12 protein-coding genes and 1 pseudogene are annotated in these 19,684 nt (G+C 68.8%); 5 read left to right on the top strand and 8 right to left on the bottom strand.

What is annotated here, in order from left to right; genetic code table 11:
* Positions 1-44 precede the first annotated feature (44 nt).
* The 7 genes and pseudogenes from Q0672_RS03590 to Q0672_RS03560 all read right to left on the bottom strand — a co-directional run.
* Positions 45-311: pseudogene (locus Q0672_RS03590) on the bottom strand (transposase); the annotation flags it as partial.
* Positions 312-362: 51 nt separating this feature from the next.
* Positions 363-1,481: an RAMP superfamily CRISPR-associated protein gene (locus Q0672_RS03585; protein WP_298619771.1), complete on the bottom strand. Its 1,119-nt coding sequence runs from the start codon at positions 1,479-1,481 to the stop codon at positions 363-365.
* The gene (locus Q0672_RS03580) at positions 1,474-2,982 is read right to left on the bottom strand and encodes a hypothetical protein (protein ID WP_298619770.1); all 1,509 of its coding nucleotides are present in this window, start codon (positions 2,980-2,982) and stop codon (positions 1,474-1,476) included. Before Q0672_RS03580 ends, Q0672_RS03585 begins: the two co-directional genes overlap by 8 nt.
* A complete protein-coding gene (locus Q0672_RS03575) occupies positions 2,979-4,613 on the bottom strand; it encodes a hypothetical protein (RefSeq protein ID WP_298619767.1) in 1,635 nt (544 codons plus the stop codon). Before Q0672_RS03575 ends, Q0672_RS03580 begins: the two co-directional genes overlap by 4 nt.
* On the bottom strand, positions 4,610-5,506 hold the full coding sequence (gene cas6, locus Q0672_RS03570) for a CRISPR system precrRNA processing endoribonuclease RAMP protein Cas6 (RefSeq protein ID WP_298619765.1): 897 nt from the start codon (positions 5,504-5,506) through the stop codon (positions 4,610-4,612). The genes Q0672_RS03575 and cas6 overlap by 4 nt, the downstream gene beginning before the upstream one ends.
* The gene (locus Q0672_RS03565) at positions 5,467-5,961 is read right to left on the bottom strand and encodes a 3'-5' exoribonuclease (protein ID WP_298619763.1); all 495 of its coding nucleotides are present in this window, start codon (positions 5,959-5,961) and stop codon (positions 5,467-5,469) included. Before Q0672_RS03565 ends, cas6 begins: the two co-directional genes overlap by 40 nt.
* A gap of 87 nt (positions 5,962-6,048) precedes the next feature.
* Positions 6,049-6,729 carry a hypothetical protein gene (locus tag Q0672_RS03560; RefSeq protein WP_298619761.1) on the bottom strand — a complete coding sequence of 227 codons (681 nt, stop codon included), beginning with the start codon at positions 6,727-6,729 and terminating at the stop codon, positions 6,049-6,051.
* Between the two features lie 882 nt (positions 6,730-7,611).
* Between Q0672_RS03560 and Q0672_RS03555 the strand changes: the two genes are divergently transcribed.
* The 4 genes from Q0672_RS03555 (at position 7,612) to Q0672_RS03540 (ending at position 14,769) form a co-directional block, all read left to right on the top strand.
* Positions 7,612-9,159 carry a DUF4118 domain-containing protein gene (locus tag Q0672_RS03555; RefSeq protein ID WP_298619758.1) on the top strand — a complete coding sequence of 516 codons (1,548 nt, stop codon included), beginning with the start codon at positions 7,612-7,614 and terminating at the stop codon, positions 9,157-9,159.
* Positions 9,156-9,842, top strand: coding sequence for a two-component system response regulator KdpE (gene kdpE, locus Q0672_RS03550; protein WP_298619756.1), 687 nt, complete (start codon positions 9,156-9,158; stop codon positions 9,840-9,842). Before Q0672_RS03555 ends, kdpE begins: the two co-directional genes overlap by 4 nt.
* 28 nt (positions 9,843-9,870) lie before the next feature.
* Positions 9,871-11,760 carry a potassium transporter Kup gene (locus tag Q0672_RS03545; protein ID WP_298619754.1) on the top strand — a complete coding sequence of 630 codons (1,890 nt, stop codon included), beginning with the start codon at positions 9,871-9,873 and terminating at the stop codon, positions 11,758-11,760.
* Positions 11,761-11,877: 117 nt separating this feature from the next.
* Positions 11,878-14,769 (top strand): ATP-binding protein, encoded by a 2,892-nt coding sequence (locus Q0672_RS03540; RefSeq protein WP_298619752.1) that lies wholly within the window; start codon positions 11,878-11,880, stop codon positions 14,767-14,769.
* Between the two features lie 78 nt (positions 14,770-14,847).
* Here the strand turns inward: Q0672_RS03540 and Q0672_RS03535 are convergent, their stop codons facing one another.
* Positions 14,848-16,986, bottom strand: a complete 2,139-nt coding sequence (locus tag Q0672_RS03535) for a carboxy terminal-processing peptidase (RefSeq protein ID WP_298619749.1) — start codon at positions 16,984-16,986, stop codon at positions 14,848-14,850.
* Between the two features lie 206 nt (positions 16,987-17,192).
* Between Q0672_RS03535 and Q0672_RS03530 the strand changes: the two genes are divergently transcribed.
* On the top strand, positions 17,193-19,679 hold the full coding sequence (locus Q0672_RS03530; RefSeq protein WP_298619747.1) for an EAL domain-containing protein: 2,487 nt from the start codon (positions 17,193-17,195) through the stop codon (positions 19,677-19,679).
* Positions 19,680-19,684: the final 5 nt, after the last annotated feature.

The following is a 19,684-nucleotide window of genomic DNA, read 5'->3' as shown; positions in this document are numbered from 1 at the left end:
GATGCACCGGTAGGTCATTTCAGTTCGCGGGCAAAGAAGGCCGACGCTTTTTTCAACAGGTCATTGTCCTGGCGAAGCTGCCGATTCTCCGCCTCGAGTTGGCGAATGCGTTGCTGTTCAGCCGTCAGCGGCTTGCCGATACCTGCCTGTCCGCTTTGCTCCGCATCGAGTTGCGCCAGCCAGCGCCGCACCGCGGTCTCTCCCAGACCCATGTCGCGGCATACTTGGCCGACGCTCAGGCCTTGGTCCCTGATCATCTGGACGACTTGCAGCTTGAAGCTCGCATCGAACGCCCGGCGTTTCTGTTTCATTAAGTTCTCCTCTACGGGTGGATGATCCACCTATCGAGGTGTCCGAGGAAATTAGACCACTACATCCCATGCTTGGCCGGCGAGGGTGGGGTCGAAGGGGGCGTCGTCCAGTTCTTGATGGGGGCCGTAGATGGCGGTGCGGACCCGCAGGTGGCTGGCGGTGGCGCCCCAGCCTTGGCGGGCGCGGGCGGCGTCGGCGGCGGGGCGTTTCCAGTCGTGGTGAAAGGCGGGCGCCTGGCCGTCGATGAGGTGGGGCGTGGCGAGGGCGGCGACGTCGAAGAGCTCGTCGCCGTGGGCGACGAGGGATTGGGGCAGGGCGGCGGGGCGAGCTTCGCCCTGGGCCGGGTGGGCGTGGCTGATGCGCAGGGCGTCGAAGTGGCGGGCGAGGGCGTTGTGGGGTGCGAGGGCGTCCACCGGCTTGCCGAAGCGGGCGCGCAGTTGGGTGGCCAGGGCGCCTTTGAGGGTGCCGCCGCTGAGGGTGTCGCCGGACGCGAAGACGTTGCCGCGCAGGCTGCGGGTGGCGACGCACAGGGGCTCGGAGATGTGGAGCACGAGGCGGGCCCGGTGGCCGTGGGGCACCTGGCACGGGGAGACGGGCGGGTCTGACCGGGCGCAGGTGGCGGTGGCACGCAGCACGACGCCGAAGCCGACGGTGCGTTGGGCGCCAAGCTGGCTGTGCCACAGCAGGCCGGCTTGCAGGGCGCGTTGCAGGCGGGTGGCTTCGTCGGCGGTGACCACGGCACGCCATTGGCCGGTGAAGACGAGCTCTTGACCTGCTTGGTGGTTTTGTTCGACCAGCAGCAGCTGGGCGTCTTCGGCGGCGCCGCTGGTTTCGCCCAGCGCGACGCGGGGCCGGGCGTGGGGAGGGCTGGCGGGCGGCGTGGTGAGGGGGAGGTCGGCGATCCAGAGGCGGGCGCGGCGGTCGGGTTCGGGCCCGGCCTGGCCGAACCAGTGGTCAGGGTTTTCGGTGGCGAGGCCGAAGGCGGTCATGGCGTGCCAGGCGTCGCGCAGGCGACCGACGAGGAGGTTGCCCGGCAGGATGAGGTTGCCGCGATGGTCGCGCATCTGGGTGGCGGAGAGGCCGAATTGCGCGGGGGCGTTGCCGTGCACCAGCCAGGGGCTGCGCAGGCAGATTTCGAGGCGGAAGGTGTAGAGGGTGCGGTCAGGCATGCTGCGCCTCGGCGGTGTCGGGCATGGGGGCGGGGGGCAGGAGGTAGTCCCACAGGGTGAGCAGGGCGGTGAGCGGGGCGGCGTCGGCGGTGGGGGGCTCGCTGGGCTGGGCCTGCCAGTTGGCTTCGAAGGCTTGCCAGAACCTGGCGAGGGTGGCGCGCCCGGCGTCGTCGAGGGCTTCGTGGGTGGAGGCGTAGGCGTTTTTCAGCAGTTCGAGGTCGGCGCTGCCGCTGCCTGCCGCGAGGCTGCGCAGGCTGCGGATGAGGGCGGAGCGGGGGAGCAGGGGTTTGATGGCTTCGATCCTGGCGAGGATGTCGAGGCGGGGTTCGTCGAGGCGCAGGGTGCGCCAGCCGTCGCCGGGGATGCCGCTCAGCTGCCAGTGGGTGTCGAGTTCGTCGCCGGTGGTGTCGAAGGATTCGAGCACGACCCAGGCGAGGGTGTTGCGGTGCTTGTCGCCGTCGTCCTTGGCGCGCTGGGCGAGGCCTTTGGCGAGGTGCTGGAGGTGGCGGATGGGGGCGCCGCGGTGGGCGAAGACGAGGCCGGCGGCGTGGGTGAGGGCGTGCCCGCCGTGGGCCCAGTCGGCGCTGAGGGCGAAGAAGCGGCGGGCGAATTCGAGGCCCAGCCAGGCGGGGAGCACGAAGAGCAGTTCGTCGCCGCCCCACAGCAGGGTTTCGAGGCGCAGGGCGCCGTCGGCGGTGCGGGCCTGAGGGGTGGCGTCGAGCCAGTCGAGCAGCCCCTGCAGGAGCTGGCGCCGGCGTTGTTTGATCTCGGTATCCCAGGCGTCGAGGGCTTGCGGCGTGGCGCAGGCGCGCTGGATGGCGCCGAAGCTGTTGCCGTCGGCGTAGAACACGGCGATCTTGGCGTCGAGGTTGGGCGAGAGCCCGGCGTAGTCGGAGTCGTCGGGGGGGAAGGCGGCGAGAGTTTCGAAGTCGTCGGTGAAGCGGTAGCGGGCGGCGGTGTCCGGCGCGAGCTTCAGCTCGGTGGCGTAGAAGGACTGGCGGAGGTTGCGCCCCCCGTCGCGGCCTCTGGCCCGGGCCACCACACTGAGGCTGGCGGCTTGGCCGGCGTGGCGACGGAGCGAGGCGGCGGGGCGGATCTCGTCGGTGGCGCAGATGGCGGTGGCGGTGCCCCAGCGGGTGGCGAAGCCGAGGCTTTGCATCTGCTGCCAGCGGTTGCCGGCCACGCAGCGTTCGACGCCGCGCGGGAAGTCGGCGTCGTCGGCGATGGCGACAACGAAGGTGGCGTGGCGGAAGGGGGAAACCTCGCTCAGGTAGTGGGCGACCTTGTCGCGCAGCGCCTGGGCGTCGTGACCGTCGAGGATGGCGAACAGGCCGATGGAGGCGCCGGTGCTGATGGGGGCGAGGTCGCCATTAAACCGTTCGGCGACCATGTGCACCGCACGCAGCAGCATGTAGCCGCCGCCGCGCCGGGTGGCGAGGTCTTCGGTGTCGTCGATGGTGTGGGCGAGGTTGACGGCTTCGAGACGGAGGAGGGCGGTCATGATTGTTCTTGCATGCAGCGTTTGAAGAGGAGGCCGCCTCCGAAGAGTGCGCAGATCAGTGCGAAAGCGGTTAGCCCGTGGACGTTGGCGACCAGCCCCTCGTTGATGAAGTCGAGCACCCAGTGGGGGAGATGGATCGGGGTGACGTGGTTGTCTTCGAGCTTGAAGGTGTTGATGCCCAGCAGGCCGATGGCAAGGCTGAGGATGGCCAACGCAATACCGACGGCGGCGAAGCCCTGAGCGATGCTGTTGAGTTTTTCGCTCTGCCGGGTGTCGATGTATTCCACGATGTCCTGGATCGCCTGCCGGTTGGCGTCGTAGTGGGCTTGCAGGCGCAGGTGGCGCCGGTATAGGTCGTACAGCTCGATGCCCTGCTCCTGGGGGGTGATTTCGTCGAACCAGTAGGTCTGGGTGAAGGCCATGAAGTGGCGTTTGATGGTGTCGAACGCGCTGGGGTCGGGCGGGGCGAGGCTGCCGTCTGCCCGGTAGGGGGTGAGGTCGGCGAGCTTGCGGGCGGTGACCAGCAAGGCGGCCTTCTGGAAGTGGGCCATGATGGTCATCGGCACGTAGATGTGCCGGTAGATGACCGGGGCGCCGTCGTCTTCGTTGGCGAAGAAGCCTTGGTCGCCAGCGTCGCCCAGCCAGGCGAAGGCATAGCCGGCGTTGAGGATGCGGGAGGGCGCGTCGCCGGATTCGCCGCTGCGGTACCAGAAGCGGTCGTAGCAGTGGCGGGCTTCGAAGTCGGCGAGAAAGGTCTGGCTGTAGGGCAGCCGGTCGCGGCCGGCGGGGTCGGCAAAGCACAGGCGGACCATGTGGCCAGGGTCGATGAGGTCTGCGAGGTGTTCACCGGCGGGCCGGTGGACGGACAGCAGGCTGGCCACCGCGGCGCGGTCGTCGCCGAGCTGGAGGGCCTGCAGGGCGCAGGTGTCGCCCGGCTGGGTGGCGATGCCTTGCAGGAGGGCCCGCCAGTGGGGTGCCCAGAGGTGGCGGGGGCGATCGTCGGCTGGGCCACCCATGAGGGTTTCTGCCTGTTGCCGCAGGTCGTCCAGGTGCGTGGCTTCGTCGTACTCGCCAATGGGGTGGCGGTGGGGGGCGAGCAGACGAAGGCTGCGTGGGTAGTGGCCGCCGCAGCGCTGGTGGTCGTTGCCGGCGATGTAGGGCGGGTAGATGCGCCGCAGCTGGTCGAGGCAGTACTCGACGGTAGGCAGCGGGAGCGGGGCGTCGCTTTTGAGATGCAGCACCAGCACTGCAATGTCGGGCTGGAACAGGATGAGGTCGCAGTCGGCGCGAAACGTGACGTGCTCCCCGGTGCCAAGCACTGCTTCGAGGGCGTGAAGCTGCGGATGGCGGAAGCGCTTGACGATGGTGTCGTTGAACCAGAAGGCGCGGACGAAGGGGTGGAAGTAGTTGTAGGCCTGGTAGCGGATGCGGGCGAGCTGGGCGTCGTAGTGGCCGGTCGAGCCGGGGGCGGCGGCGATGGGGGCGAAGTCGCGGTGGGTGACGGGCTCCCAGCCGAGCCGCTGGAGTTCGTCGGCCCGGTTGCCCGTGGCGGCGGGTTTGCGACCCTGCCATTCGAGCTGGAAGGGCAGGATGAGGTGGGTTTCGAGCGTCAGGGTGGGGGCGTTGCTCATGGGGTGCCTTCCTGGAGGAGGTACATGCCCTGGCCGAGGGCGGTGCGCTCGCCGATGCCAAACCAGGTGCCCCACCGGAGCAGGGTGTGGATTGGGCCGGGGATGGGATGGGCGGTGGGGGCGCGGTAGCGGAGGGTGCCCAGATGACCGCGAAAGCCGATTGGCGCGTCTTTGGTACGCGACCCGTAGCGCCACTCGACCGGGTGCCAGTCGGGGCTGTCGGCTTCGAGGCGGCGGATTGCCTCTTCGTGGCAAACCCAGTCGGTGCCGGCCAGTTGGGCAAAAAGGGCCGGGCTGGTCTGTTCAACCCGGCGGCGCAGCGCCCGCACGAGCTTGAGCAGGCCCGGCGGGCGGCTGGCATCGGTGAGGCGGAGCGGGGTGAGGAAACGGATGGAGAGCAGACCTTGCGCCGGAAAGCGGGCGAGCGCCGGGTTGTCGGAGAGGGTCGGGAAGGGCTGCCCCGGCGACCATCCGGCTTGCGCTCCGGCGGGCTGGCCGACGCTGAGTTCAATGCCCCGCACTCGATCCACAAGGCCGGCACAGCGAACCTCGCGCCAGCCGGCGAGGGCGTGGGCCAGCGCTTCGGCGTGGCGGACGGCATCGCCATGGAGGGCGAGCCCGAAGGGCAGGTGCGGCGTGGTGGTGTCCGGCTGGGGGCGCCAGCCGAAAGGGGGCGGCAGGATTGCGTAGGGCTTGATGCGGTTGGGGATGCCCATGCCAAGGTCGGCGGCGATGGTGGGGGCGTGGCATCGGATGAGATGCTCTACCCCCCCATGCACGACGCCGCCCAGAAAATCGGCAAGATGCAGCGCCGACCTGGGGCCTTCTGGGGCGAGCGCAAGCCGGACGCCGATCAGGAGCATGCGGTGCCGCGGCGCGTCAGGTGCTGCCATGCCTCGCGGCACCAGAGGGCGTCGTCGAGGGCGTTGTGAACGGTGCCGCAATGGGGCGGCAGGGCCGGACCGCCCAGGTGCAGGCGGAGTTGTTCGAGGTTCATGTGGGAGAGAGGCCAGCCGGCGGGCCAGTCGAGCATGTGGCCGATCAGTTGTCGCAGCACGATCCAGTCGTACTCGCCGAAGTAAGCCCAGATCTCGGAGGGGGCTGGATCGAGGAAGGTCAGTACCTCCTGACGGATTCTGGCGCGGGATTTGCGCTCAAGCGTTGCGAGGGGCGGCAGCACGTGGGCACGCAGCCAGTCGTTGGCGCCGCTGTCGTCGTAATCGGCGCTGGCCGCGTGGTAGGTGCGCCCGTCTTCGGCGACGATGCCGATGCTGATGAGCTGGATGTCCGGCCCGCGTTCGTCGAACTCAGTGTCGAACCAGTAACGCGTGGATGCGATGGATGACATTCATTTTCCCGATTGGTCATGCCGATTGCGCAATTCTAGCGGAGCGGGGTTCGGATGCCGAAGCGATACGGGCTAGCTGGCGGCGGCTTACCCGCCCACCGCAATGCTCACCATGTCGCTCCAGTTGCCGATCTGCTCGTCCTTGACCCGGTAGATGGCCTTGTATTTCCAGGTGGTCGGTGTGGCGGGAAGGGGCACGGGGTCGGGCACGCGGGTGGTCTGGGCGATGGTGAGGAGCGCGAAGCCCCGGCTGTCGCCCCGGTCCACGTGGATCTCGAGGTTGTCGGCCTGGCCCTTGGCCCAGCGGATGACGGGGCGGCCGGCCTGTTTGCCGATCTGGAGGATGGGTTTGGCGCGGTCGGCGTCCGTGCTCAGGGTCGTGCCGACGATGCCCAGTTCCCGCCCGATGTCCTCGCTATAGTTGCGCGCGGCCTTGATGCGTGCGACGAGGCGGATGAGGCGCGGGATGATGCCTGCGGGCACCGCGGTCACGGGTTCGGGCGCTGCAGGGCTGGCGGGGAAGGGGAGCGCGCCGCCCTTGCCTTCGTATTGTTCGGTCTTGAACGCCGTCCATTGCCGGGCGTGGGCCTGGGCGGCAGCGGCGGTAGCCAGGGTGTAACGGTAGGCGGCGGCGTCGGCCTGAAGCTCGGCCATGTCGGCATCGGTGAGATCGAGGGTGCCGAGATGGGCGGCAAGATGCCGCGCGAGGTGCTCGAGCAGCTCGGCCCTGCCGCTTTCGTCCTTGGGCAGATAATAGTTTCGGCTCATGGTTTGGCTCCTGATGATGTGACGGATTTGAGTGAGGGCCGCGATGCAGCCCCGGGCGTTGTGCGGCCTTGTTCAGAGGGTGGGTGAAGGCTGCAGGGGAAGCAGCCTGCGGCCAGCAGCCTCCACGACCGCCGTGGGGCGGGCATCACCGGGTCGGGCGGGGGCATCGGGCGGGCCTGCCGTGCTGACGCGTCAAGCCGAAGCGGCATCGCGTAGCGGCGGGTCGAACTTGCTGCAACTTGGCGGGATGTCCCGCTGGCCCGGAGGAAATTTCCTGCAACCTGGCGGGGCGCCACGGCAAGGCGCAGGGGCGCCCCGCCAGGTTTGCTGGGCGCCCCTGCAGCATGGAGTGACGCCCCGCCGGCATGGAGGGGCGACGCGCTGACCTCGCGAGGCGCCGCGGAGACGTGCAGCGACGCCGCGCCGACTTCCAGGAAATTTCCTGCAAGTTGGAGGAAGTTTGCGCCAGGCTGGCGCGGCATCGTCGGGATCTGCCGTGATGCCGCGCTGAGCTGGGGAAAAGAGGTCGGGAGGATCTGCAAGCCTGGGCGTCGGTCGGGTGTCGCCATGCGGCACTGGCGGCGCGTGGTGACGGATGTGGCAATGTCATTTGCGTCGCGCATGATAACGGTAAATGCCCATGTCGTGAATTCGGGGCGTCGTGGATCGGGGCGCGCGCGGCGGGGGCACGTGGCCACGACTGGCGGAGGCGGCTGCCGATAGGGAGACGATCCGGCCCGTCGACGGCGTGGTGTCGGTGCCGGTAGCCCGGGCCCGCCGGGGCCGGTCGCCATCGCGCGGCAGCTTTTTGCGGGCTTTACGCAATTTTTACGATATCGCTGCCAGAATTTTTCTGTATCCCCCGTCTGGAGTGGCCAGAAGATGCCCGCGATGCCTGTTGTTCCACCCACGATCGAACCCGTCGCTGCCCATGCTGGCTGGCGTTATGGCCTGTCGCTGCTGGCTTGCGGGCTGACCGCGGGCCTCGCGCTGCCGTTTTTCGGGGTGCTGGACCTGTCCAACATCGTCATGCTGTTCCTGCTCACCGTGGTGCTGGTGGCGGTGAAGGCCGGGGGCGGGCCGGCGGTGATGGCCTCGCTGGTGAGCGTGGTGCTGTTCGATTTCCTCTTCGTGCCGCCGCGTTTTTCGCTCGCGGTGAGCCACGCCCAGTATCTGGTGACCTTTGCGGTGATGCTGGCGGTGTCGCTGCTGGTGGGGCATCTCACCGCCGGGCTGCGCGCCCAGGCCACGGCCGCCGCCGGCCGCGAGCGCATCGCCCAGGCCCTTTACGGGCTGGCCAGGGCGCTGGCCGGCGCCATGTCGGTGGAGCAGGTGGCCGAGGCGGTGGCGGGTTTTCTGCGCGACAACTGGGGCGCCGAGTGCGTGCTGCTGCTGGCGGGCGATGGTGACCGACTGATCCCCGCGCCGGGCACGGCCACCCACCTGGAGCCGCCGGAGCTGGTGATGGCCCGCACGGCCTGCGAGGCCGGGCGCGGGCTGGTGTTTGCCGAAGGCGAGATCCCCGAGCGGCACTTTCTTCCGATGATCGGCGCGACGCGCAACCGGGGCGCCCTGGTGGTGCGGATGAACCCGACCGACGAGCCCGTCCGCCCGCTGCTGGAGGCCGTGGCGGCGCTGGCGTGCACGGCGGTGGAGCGCCTGCATTTTGTGGAGGTGGCCCACTCGGCCCAGGTGGAGGCGGTGTCGGAGCGCCTGCGCAGCTCGATCCTGTCGGCCCTGTCCCACGACGTGCGCACGCCGCTCACCGCGCTGTTCGGGATGGCCGATTCGCTGGTGGTGATGCGTCCGCCCCTGCCCGACGCGGCGCGGGAGACGGCGGCGGCGATCCGCGATCAGGTGCTGCGGGTGAACGGCATGGTCGGCAACCTGCTCGACATGGCCCGCCTGCAGACCGGGCCGGTGAGCCTGCGCCGGGAGTGGCAGCCGGTGGAGGAGGTGATCGGCGCCAGCCTCAAGCTGCTGGAGCCGGCGCTGGCCGGGCATCCGGTGCACATCGAGGGCCTCGATGCGCTGCCGCTGCTGGAATTCGACGCGGTGCTGCTGGAGCGGGTGTTCTGCAACCTGTTTGAAAACGCGGCCAAGTATTCGCCGCCGGGCACGCCGATCCGGCTCGACGCAGTGGCGGGGCTGGATACGGTGGAGCTGCGGGTGACGAGCGGCGGCGAGGGCTTTCCGCCGGACAAGCTGGAGGCGGTGTTCAACCTCTTCGAGCGCGGCCGCAGCGAGACGGCGGTGGCGGGGATGGGCGTCGGGCTGGCCATCTGCCGGGCCATCGTCGAGGCCCACGGTGGGTCGATCCGCGCGATCAATCCGCCGGAAGGCGGCGCCTGCGTGGCCTTCACGCTGCCCCGGGGCAACCCACCGGTCATCGACGCCGAGCCCTTCGCCAACCCCGGAGAACGTCCATGAGCGAGGCAACCATCCTGGTCATCGAGGACGAACTGCAGATCCGCCGCTTTGTGCGCACGGCGCTGGAAGGCGAGGGCCTGCGGGTGGTCGATGCCGACACCCGGCGCCTGGGCCTGCAGGAAGCCGGGCGCTGCAAGCCCGATCTGGTGATCCTCGACCTGGGCCTGCCCGACGGCGACGGCGCGGGCTTTGTGGCGGATTTCCGGGCGTGGTCCACCGCGCCGGTGCTGGTGCTGTCGGCCCGGTCCACCGAGCACGACAAGATCGGCGTGCTCGACGCGGGGGCCGACGACTACCTTACCAAACCGTTTTCCATCGGCGAGCTGCTGGCCCGGGTGCGCGCGCTGCTGCGGCGCGGGCGGCGTGCGCCGGAGAACGAGGCCGCCGAGGTGGCCTTTGGCGACGTGACGGTGGATTTCTCGCGCCGGCAGGTGCTGCGCCGGGGCGAGGCGGTCAAGCTCACGCCCATCGAATACCGCCTGCTCGGGCACCTGATCGCCAACGCCGGCAAGGTCGTCACCCATCGCCAGCTGCTGCGCGAGGTGTGGGGCACGGCCTCTGGCGACAACAGCCATTACCTGCGCATCTACGTGGGCCATCTGCGCCACAAGCTCGAAGACGACCCCGCCCAGCCGCGCCATTTCCTGACGGAAACCGGCGTGGGCTATCGCTTCCAGCTCTGACCCCCGAACCCTACCCCGGAGTGATCCTGTGACCTCATCTGCGTCTTCCCATCCATCCGCTCAGACGGGCGCCGGGCTGATTCCGCTGGCGCTGGCCGCCCTCGGGGTGGTGTACGGCGACATCGGCACCAGCCCCCTGTACGCCTTCAAGGAGGCCTTTGCCGGCGCCCACGGCATCGACCCCAGCGAGGCCCACGTGCTGGCCACCCTGTCGGCCTTCTTCTGGGCGGTGCTGATCGTGGTGTCGCTCAAATATGTGTGGGTGGTGCTGCGCTTCGACAACGAAGGGGAGGGCGGCGTGCTGGCCCTCACCGCGCTGGCCCACCGGGTGGCCCGTGGCCCGCGCCGGGCGGCAGTGGCGGTGGGGGCGGGCATCTTTGCGGCGGCGCTGTTCTACGGGGACGCCATCATCACCCCGGCCATCTCGGTGCTGTCGGCGGTGGAGGGCCTCAGCGTGGCCACGCCCCACCTGGAGCACTACGTGGTGCCCATCACCGTGGGCATTCTGGTGGCGCTGTTCATGATCCAGAAGCACGGCACCGGGCAGGTGGGGCGCTACTTCGGGCCGGTGACGGTGCTGTGGTTCGTCACCCTGGCGGTGCTGGGGGTGGCGAGCATCCTGCGCACGCCCGAGGTGCTGCGGGCCCTCGACCCCCGTTACGCCCTCGACTTTGCGCTCGAGAGCCCGAAGCTCGCCTTCATCCTGCTGTCGGCGGTGTTCCTGGCCCTCACCGGGGGCGAGGCGCTGTATGCCGACATGGGCCACTTCGGCGCCCGGCCGGTGCGGCTGGCCTGGTACGGGCTGGTGTGGCCGTCGCTGGTGCTCAACTATTTTGGCCAGGGCGCGCTGGTGCTGCGCGAGCCGGTCGCCATCGAAAACCCGTTCTACCTGCTGGCGCCGGACTGGTTCCTGCTGCCGCTGGTGGGGCTGGCGACCCTCGCCACGGTGATCGCCTCCCAGGCAACCATCACAGGCGCGTATTCCATGACGCTCCAGGCCACCCGCCTCGGTTACCTGCCGCGGATGCGCATCCTGCACACCTCGGATACCGAGCGCGGCCAGATCTACGTGCCCGGTGTTAACTGGCTGATGCTGGTGGCGGTGATCGTGCTGGTGCTGCAGTTCCGTTCGTCCGGCGCCCTGGCGGCGGCCTATGGCATCGCGGTATCGGGCACGATGATCATCACCACGCTGCTCACGGCCTACATCGTCGTCATGACCCGGGCGCGGATGCGCATCGGCCTGCTGGTGGCGCTGGCGCTGTTCGGGCTGCTGGAGAGCCTGTTCTTCAGCTCCAACCTCACCAAGCTGGGCGAGGGCGGCTGGATGCCCATGGCGCTGGGGGCGGCGATCTTCCTGATGCTCACCACCTGGAAGGAAGGCAGCCGGCTGCTGGCGCGCCAGCGGGAGCAGATCGATGTGCCGCTGGATGGTTTCGTGAAGGGGCCGCCGCCGGATGTGCCCCGGGTGCCCGGCACCGCGGTGTATCTCACCTCCGAGCCGAGCCTCGTGCCCAGCGCGCTGTTCCACAACCTCAAGCACTACAAGGTGATGCACGAGCGCACGGTGTTCCTGCATGTGGTGAACGAGGACGTGCCGCGGGTTGCCGACGGGGAGCGGGTGCACGTCACCCGGCTGGCGCCCGGGCTGTACAACGTGGATGCCCGCTTCGGCTTCCGCGAGGAGCCCGACGTGCCCGCCGCCCTGGCCCTGGCCGCAGCCCAGGGGCTGGATCTCGAGCCCATGACCACCACCTTCTTCGTGGCCCGCTCGAGCATCGTCGACGGTCCGGGCAAGCTGCCGCGCTGGCGCTGCAACCTGTTCGCGTGGATGGTGCGCCAGTCGGAAGGGGCTGCGAGCCACTTCCGGCTGCCGGGCAATCAGGTGGTGGAGCTGGGCACGCAGGTGATGCTGTAGCCCCGGGCGGGCGTCAAAGTTGTGTGCCCGGCCTAAATGGGACGGGGGGCGTGCCGTTATGGCTGTGTCGAGCTACCGTTCGTGGGGTGGCCGATCTGCCGATAACAATAAGCGCTCATGCCTCCTGCCAACCTCTTTGCCGGCGCGATGGATCTCGTGTTCCTCGTCTACGGCGCGGCTTTCCTGGCCCTTGGACTGGCCATTCTTGTCCGTCACAACGATCACAGCGAACTTCCGCTTTCCCGCTCCCTCTGGCTGCTCGGCGGTTTTGCCGGGCTGCACGGGGTGCTGGAGTGGACGGTTCTGTGGCGGACGGTGCACGGCAGCGAGCCGTCACTGGCGGCGGGGCAGTCGGTGTTGCTGCTGGTGTCCTACCTGTTCCTGTTCGAGTTCGGCCGCCGGCTCGTGGTCGAGGAGGACGACCGGCCCGGCGGGCGCGGTTGGCTTGCCGGCTGTCTGGCGGCGGTCTGTCGGCCGGCGCTGTACGTGCCCCTGCTGGCCCTTGTCGGCATTGGCGCGGCGGTGTCGGATGCTTCGCTGCCCACCCTCGGCATTCTTTCCCGTTACGTGTTTGGCTTTGCAGGCGCCACCCTCGCGGGGGTCGGGCTGCTGCGGGCGCTCAGGCCGTCCCGGCTGCCGGGCTTGCCCCGGGAGGATGTGCGCAGCCTGACCCGGGCCGGGCAGCTGGGGGCCGGCGCCCTGATTGCCTACGGCGTGCTGGGCGGGCTGGTGGTGCCGGAGGCCGACTGGTTTCCTGCGTCGGTGATCAACCACCAGCGCTTCCTCGAGATCTTCGGTTTTCCGGTGCAACTGGCGCGGGCGGCGGCGGCCATCGTCATCGCGGCTTCGATGGTGCGTCTGCTGGATATCTTCCAGGTGGAGGCGCTGACCCGCCTGCGCGTCGCCAAGGGCGAAACGGACCGGGCCCTCGGGCAGCTGGGGGCGCTCCACCGCAGTCAGGCGCTGATCCTGGCCTCATCGGGCGAGGGCATCATCGGTTTCGATTCGGACGGGCACATGACCTTCGTCAATCCCGCAGCCGAGCGGATGCTGGGCCATCCGGGCGAGGCGCTCCTGGGCCAGTCGCTGCATGACCTGACGCACCACTCCCGTCCTGATGGCACGCCGTACCCGGAGGAGGCCTGTCCGATCGGGCAGTCGCTCATCGACCACCGGCCGCGCCGGGGGGATGACGAGTTCTTCTGGCGTCGGGATGGCAGCGGCTTTCCGGTGGATTTCCTGGTCACGCCGATGTTCGATGGGGATCGCTGTGTCGGCGGGGTGCTGTCCTTCCGTGACATGACGGAGCAGACCCGCCTGGCCCGGCGTCGCGCCGCAATGCAGGAGCTGATGCTCCAGCTGGCTGGCCTGCCGGCGATCAACGAGGGCGATCTGGACACCATGGTGCAGGTGGTGACCGCGCGGCTCGCCCGTACCTTCGAGGTGGAGCGGGTCAGCGTCTGGCTGCTCGAGGACGGGGAGTCCCGTCTGCGCTGCATCGACCTGTTCACCCGTTCGAGCGGCGAGCACTGCGCCGGGCGGGTGATTGAAGAGACCGGTTTTGGCGACCACCTGGCGGCGCTGAAGGCGGCGCGCTACAGGGCCAGCAACGACGCGCAGCATGACCCGCGTCTGGCCGCCCTGGTCCACGGTCCGCTCGCGCAGGCCGAGATCCAGTCGATGCTCGGCTGCCTGATCGCCTCGGGCCGGCGTCCCTTCGGGCTGCTATGCCTGGCCGAGACCGGCAGGCCCCACGCGTGGGCGCCGGATGAGATCGACTTCGCCTGCCAGCTGGCCGACCAGATCGGCCTGGTTCTGCTCAACCGCGAAAGGCGTCGGGCCGAAGCGGCGAGCCGGGCCAAGAGTTCGTTCATCGCAAACATGAGCCACGAGCTGCGCACGCCCATGACGGCCATCATCGGGATGAACAGCCTGGCCCTGCGCCGGGCCACCGACCCCCGGCTGATCGACCAGCTGGGCAAGATCGGCAAGGCTGCCCAGCATCTGCTGGGTGTCATCAACAACATCCTCGACCTGTCGAAGATCGAGGCCGACCGGCTGACGATGGAGCAGGTGGACTTCCGCATCGGCGAAGTGGTGGAGAACCTGGCCAGCCTGATGGGGCAGCGGATCACCGAGAAGGGGCTGCGGCTCTGCATCGATCTGCCGCCCGCGCTGGGCATTTCGCCGCTGCGGGGCGATCCGCTGCGGCTCACCCAGATCCTCCTGAACCTCGTCGGCAACGCGGTGAAGTTCACCCCGGCGGGCGAGATCGTGCTGAGCGTGGCGCAGATCGAATCCGGCGCGGACGACGTGCTGGTGCGCTTCGAGGTGCGCGACCGGGGGATCGGCATTGCGCCGGAAGAGGCTGCGCGCCTGTTCAATGCCTTCGAGCAGGCCGGCGCATCGACCACCCGCAAGTACGGCGGCACGGGCCTTGGGCTGGCGATCAGCCGGCGCTTGGCGTTGCAGATGGGGGGCGATATCGGCGTGGAGAGCGTGCCGGGCGAAGGCAGCACCTTCTGGTTCACCGCCAGGCTGGGCATCGGCAGCGCGGTGCGGAGCGACGCGGCAGGCAAGCCGGTTTCGGCCGAGTCGCTGCTTCAGGCCGAGTTTGCCGGCGCGCGGGTGCTGTTGGTGGAGGACGAGCCGGTGAACCAGGAGGTGTCCCTGTGCCTGCTGGAAGACGCCGGCCTTGTCGTGGAGGTGGCCGACGATGGGCTGGTGGCCGTGGAGATGGCCCGGAAGACGGGCTACGACCTGATCCTGATGGACATGCAGATGCCCCGCATGAACGGCCTGGAGGCGACCCGGCGGATCCGCGCCGACTCGGCCAACACCGGCACCCCGATCCTGGCGATGACAGCCAACGCCTTTGTGGAGGATCGCCAGGCGTGCCTGGAGGCCGGCATGAACGACCACGTCACCAAGCCGGTCGATTCCGACCTGCTGTTCGAGACGGTGTTGAAGTGGCTGTCCCGCTCGCTGGAGGGCGAGGTGACGACCTGATCGGACGCGCCAGGCCTTGAAACGAAAACACCCCGGGGGCGTGACACCCCGGGGTGTTGTGCTTCTGGCGCCGGCGTTTCAGCGCAGCGTTGTGGCCTTGCCTGCGCCGGCGGCATTCCGCTCGCGCAGGGCGAGCTGGGTGCGGGTGGCAAACAGTTCGGCCTCGTCGGCGACGATGCGGGCGGCTTCGGTGAGGAGCACGTCCTTGCTGTCCTTGCGGGCCTTCTCGGCGGCGAGATCGGCGGCCAGGCTGCGTTCGCCGTACTGGAGGCCGTCGTCCTGGAGGGCGGCGAGCTTGTCCTTGCTGCCCTTGTCGCGGGACTTGAGGCGCGCCTCCTGGCGTTCCTTCTCCTGGCGGCGCTCGGTCTCGTTGAGGGACAACTGCTTGGTTTCGCGCAGGCGCTTGTACTCGGCCACGTCCTGCAGCAGCTGGGCGAAATCCTTGTCCTTGGCGATGCGGGCATCGTGGCGGCGCTGGAGATCGGCCAGGCGCGGCGAGACTTCATCCACCGGACGGAATTCGGCGGCCTTCACCTGAATCCACGGCAGGGCGTTGTCGTAGCTGGATTCGCCGAAGCTCTGCGGATCGGACACCGACGGGAAGCGGATGTCGGGCACCACGCCGCGCAGCTGGGTGGTGCCGCCGTTGATGCGGAAGAACTGGGCGACGGTCATCTTCAGGTCGCCGAACTTGGGCGGGTCGTTGCGGGCGATCTGGTCCAGGCTGATCATGGTCTGGACGGTGCCCTTGCCGAAGCTCGGCTCGCCGATGATGGGCGCGCGGCCGTAGTCCTGCAGCGCGGCGGCGAAGATCTCGGAGGCCGACGCGGAGCCGCGGTTGATGAGCACCGCCAGCGGGCCATCCCAGGCGGTGCCGGCGTGTTCGTCCTTCTCGACGCCGATCTGGCCATCCGGGCGACGCTGCTGGACCACCGGGCCCTTGTCGATGAAGAGGCCGGTGAGCTCGACCGCCTCGCGCAGCGAGCCGCCGCCGTTGTTGCGCAGGTCGATCAGGAGGCCGTCGACCTTTTCCTTCTTCAGCTCTTCGATCAGGCGGGCCACGTCGCGGCTGGCGCTGCGGTAGTCCTTGTCGCCCTTGCGGCGGCCTTCGAAGTCTTCGTAGAAGGCGGGCAGGTTGATCACGCCGATCTTGCGGGCGGTGGCGCCTTCGCCGGTCTTAATGACCGACTTCTTGGCAGCCTGCTCTTCGAGCTTGATCTTGTCACGGGTGAGGGCGACCTGCTTGTGCTTGGCGTCGGGGCCGGCGTCGGCGGGCAGCACGTCGAGCACCACGCGGGTGTTCTTCTCGCCGCGGATCAGCTTGACGACCTCGTCGACCCGCGAGCCGACCACGTCGGCCACGGCATCGTCGCCCTGGCCCACGCCGACGATGCGGTCGCCCACGGCCAGCTTGCCGGAGCGCGCCGCCGGGCCGCCGGGCACCAGTTCGCGGATGGTGATGTACTCGTCACGCTCCTGCAGCACGGCGCCGATGCCCACCAGCGACAGGCGCATGGAAATGTCGAAATCCGCCGAGGCGCTGCGGCCCAGGTAGTTGGTGTGGGGCTCGATCGACATGGCGTAGGCGTTCATGAAGATCTGGAAGACGTCCTCGCTCTTGTTGCGGGTGGCGCGGGTGACGTAGTTGTCGTAGCGCTTGGCGAGGGTGTCGCGGATGGCCTTGTCGTCCTTGCCGGCGAGCTTGAGACGCAGCCAGTCGTTCTTGACGCGCTTCTTCCACAGGTCGCGCACTTCGGCCTCGTCGGCGGGCCACGGGGCCTTGTCGCGGGCGTAGGGGTAGCTTTCCTTGGTGCTGAAGTCGAAGCCCTGGCCGAGGAGCTCGCGGGCGTAGCCGAGGCGCTCGGTCACGCGCAGCTCGTAGCGCTGGAACATGGCGAAGGGCGCAGAAAGATTGCCCCGCAGGATCGCGTCGTCGAGCCGGGTCCGGGTGTCGGCGAAGCTGTCGATGTCGGCCTGGGTGAAGAACAGCCGTTCCGGATCGAGGGCCTTGAGATAGCGGTCGAAGATCTTCTCCGACATGGCGTCGTCGAGGGGAACGGTCTTGTAGTGGTAGCGGCTCAGGATCTGCGCGCTCAGGTAGGCCGTCTGGGCCTGGTCGGCGGTGGGGGCCAGGCGGGGCGCCGCGGCCAGTTCCTGGGCCGCCGTCTGGCCGGCGCACAGCACCGAGAGCAGGGTCCAGATGATTCGCTTGTTCAATTGTTTCTCCACCGCAAAGTTTGAGCCGGGATGGACGGTACATTTTTCCGGCAGGAAGGTCGACAGCCGGCTGGCCGAAATGTTCGCGGTTTCGGAAAACGTTTCCGAAAATATGACTAAAGACATACGTCAAGATACCGTTAAGCCATATTCCGAACGGTTTGATAACAAGGAAGACGCCCGATTTCAATCGGGTGGGAGAGAGCATGAGCGACAAGCCGACCCGGGTTCTGATCGTCGAGGACGAGGCGATCATCGCCATGGACCTGGCCCAGCGCCTCGAGAGTTACGGATATGTGGTCACCGGCATTGCGGCGAGCAGTGACCAGGCCATCGAACTGTTCGATTCGACCGGCCCTGATCTGGTGATGATGGACATCGTCATCCGTGGTGGCATGGATGGGGTGGAAACGGCCGCCCGCCTGCGCGAGCGGCGTGATGTGCCGGTGATCTACCTCACCGCCTTCAGCGATGACGAGACCCTGCGCCGGGCCCGCGCCACGGCGCCCCAGGGCTATCTGCTGAAGCCCTTCCGGCCCGACGACATCCGCGCTTCCATCGAGGTGGCCCTCGTCAAGCACGCCATGGACAGCCGCCTGCGCCAGAGCGAGGAGTGGTTTTCGCGCACCCTGTGCTCCATCGGCGAGGGCGTGGTGGCCACCGATACCGCCGGGCGGGTGCGCATGATCAACCCCATCGCCGAAGGGCTGATCGGCCTGAGCGACGCCGAGGCGGTCGGCCAGCCGATCGGCGCAATCCTCGATCTGCGCCACGAGCGGAGCGGCCTGCCGGTGCCCGATCCGGTGGCCGGCGCCATGATGATGTCCGGGCTGCCGGCCCAGTGCCCGGCACTGCTCACCACCCGCAGCGGTGCGGTCACGCCGGTGGAATACGCCGCCGCACCGATCACCGCCGGCGACGGCGAGCTGATGGGCTGCGTGCTGGTGCTGCGCGACATCGCCCGCCGCCGCGAGATGGAGCGGGCCCTGGCCGAGAGCGAGCGGCGCTTCCACTCGGCCTTCGAATACGCGGCCATCGGCATGGCGCTGGTGGCGGCGGATGGCCGCTTCCTGCAGGCCAACGACGTGGCGGTGGCGATGCTGGGCGTGCATGGCGAGGTAATCGCCGGCCTGTCCTTCCTCCATCTGTGCCACGAGGGCGACCGCCCGATGCTCGACGAGTACCTCGCCCGGCTGATGGGCAACAGCCTGCCGAGCTTCCAGATCGAGCTGCGCCTGGTGACGCCGGACAGCCGGGTGGTGTGGGCGCTGCTGTCGGTGTCTGCGGTGCGCGACGACCGGGGCGCGACGCGCTACTACATCGTCCAGCTGCAGGACGTCACCGCCCGCCGCTCGGCCGAGGAGCAGCTGGTCTTCGTGGCCTATTACGATGCCCTCACCGGGCTCTCCAACCGCACCCAGATCAATCGCCAGCTGGAGCAGTCCATCGCCTTCTGCCGGCGCCGGGGCGAGCAGCTGGCGGTGATGTTCATCGATCTGGACAACTTCAAGCTGGTGAATGATTCCCTCGGCCACAACGCCGGCGACGCGCTGCTGCGCGATGTGGCCCGGCGCCTGAAGGGGGCCGTGCGCGAGACCGACATCGTCGGCCGCCTGGGGGGCGACGAGTTCGTGGTGATCCTGCCCGGGGTCGAGGACGACAGCGCGGTGGCGGGGGTGTGCACCAAGCTGATCGCCGCGATGGAGCTGCCCTGCACCTTTGAGGAGCACCTCATCCAGACCTCCTGCAGCATCGGCATCAGCCGTTTTCCCAACGATGCGGTGACCGGCGACCGGCTGATCGTGGCCGCCGACGACGCCATGTATCGGGCCAAGGAGCTGGGCAAGAACGGCTTTGTGTTCTATTCGAGCGAGTGGGGCCGGCAGATCAACCAGCGCATGGTGCTGGAGGCCGACCTGCGCCGGGCGCTGGCCGAATCCCAGTTCGAGCTGCACTACCAGCCCATCCACGATGCCGATGGCGGCGTGCATTCGCTGGAGGCGCTGCTGCGCTGGCAGCATCCGGAGCGCGGCCTGGTGGCGCCGGATGTCTTCATGCAGAGCGCCGAGCGCTCCGGGCTGATCGTGCCCATCGGGGCCTGGGTGCTGCGCACCGTGTGCAGCCAGCTGCGCGCCTGGCATGACGCCGGCGCGGTGGACGTGAAGGTGGCGGTAAATCTGTCGGCGCGCCAGTTCCGCGATCCGGATCTGGTCGGGCTGGTGATGGGGACGCTGGCCGAGTTCGACCTCGATCCGTCGTGCCTGGCGCTGGAGCTCACCGAGTCGAGCATCATGCAGCAGCCCGAGCGGGCCCGCGCGACCCTCGACGAGCTTCGCCGCAACGGGCTGCGCATCGCGGTGGACGACTTTGGCACCGGCTATTCCAGCCTCAGCTATCTCAAGCGTCTGCCGATCCACGCCCTCAAGATCGACCGCTCGTTCATGACCGACCTGCCGGACAACCGGGAGAGTGGTGCCATCGTCTCGGCCATCGTCACCATGTCGCGGGCGCTGGGGCTCACGGTGGTGGGCGAGGGCGTCGAGAACAGTGCCCAGGCGCGCTTCCTCAACGATCTCGGCTGTGACCTGCTGCAGGGCTTCCTGTTCGAGCAGCCGGCGCCGGCGATAGTGATCGAGAGCCTGCTCGGGCTGGGTCGCCGTGCCGGGATGGGGTCGGCGGTTTCGGTCCAGTAGGCCGG

This window comes from uncultured Zoogloea sp., from assembly GCF_937894855.1.
Lineage (GTDB): Bacteria > Pseudomonadota > Gammaproteobacteria > Burkholderiales > Rhodocyclaceae > Zoogloea > Zoogloea oryzae.
This window is presented reverse-complemented; position numbering and strand designations above follow the sequence as displayed.

What these genes read in the sequence shown, in the direction of transcription:
- Q0672_RS03585 (WP_298619771.1), bottom strand. Translation starts at nt 1,481, where the DNA reads ATGCCTGACCGCACCCTCTACACCTTCCGCCTCGAAATCTGCCTGCGC.
- Q0672_RS03580 (WP_298619770.1), bottom strand. Translation starts at nt 2,982, where the DNA reads ATGACCGCCCTCCTCCGTCTCGAAGCCGTCAACCTCGCCCACACCATC.
- Q0672_RS03575 (WP_298619767.1), bottom strand. Translation starts at nt 4,613, where the DNA reads ATGAGCAACGCCCCCACCCTGACGCTCGAAACCCACCTCATCCTGCCC.
- cas6 (WP_298619765.1), bottom strand. Translation starts at nt 5,506, where the DNA reads ATGGCAGCACCTGACGCGCCGCGGCACCGCATGCTCCTGATCGGCGTC.
- Q0672_RS03565 (WP_298619763.1), bottom strand. Translation starts at nt 5,961, where the DNA reads ATGTCATCCATCGCATCCACGCGTTACTGGTTCGACACTGAGTTCGAC.
- Q0672_RS03560 (WP_298619761.1), bottom strand. Translation starts at nt 6,729, where the DNA reads ATGAGCCGAAACTATTATCTGCCCAAGGACGAAAGCGGCAGGGCCGAG.
- Q0672_RS03555 (WP_298619758.1), top strand. Translation starts at nt 7,612, where the DNA reads ATGCCCGCGATGCCTGTTGTTCCACCCACGATCGAACCCGTCGCTGCC.
- kdpE (WP_298619756.1), top strand. Translation starts at nt 9,156, where the DNA reads ATGAGCGAGGCAACCATCCTGGTCATCGAGGACGAACTGCAGATCCGC.
- Q0672_RS03540 (WP_298619752.1), top strand. Translation starts at nt 11,878, where the DNA reads ATGCCTCCTGCCAACCTCTTTGCCGGCGCGATGGATCTCGTGTTCCTC.
- Q0672_RS03530 (WP_298619747.1), top strand. Translation starts at nt 17,193, where the DNA reads ATGAGCGACAAGCCGACCCGGGTTCTGATCGTCGAGGACGAGGCGATC.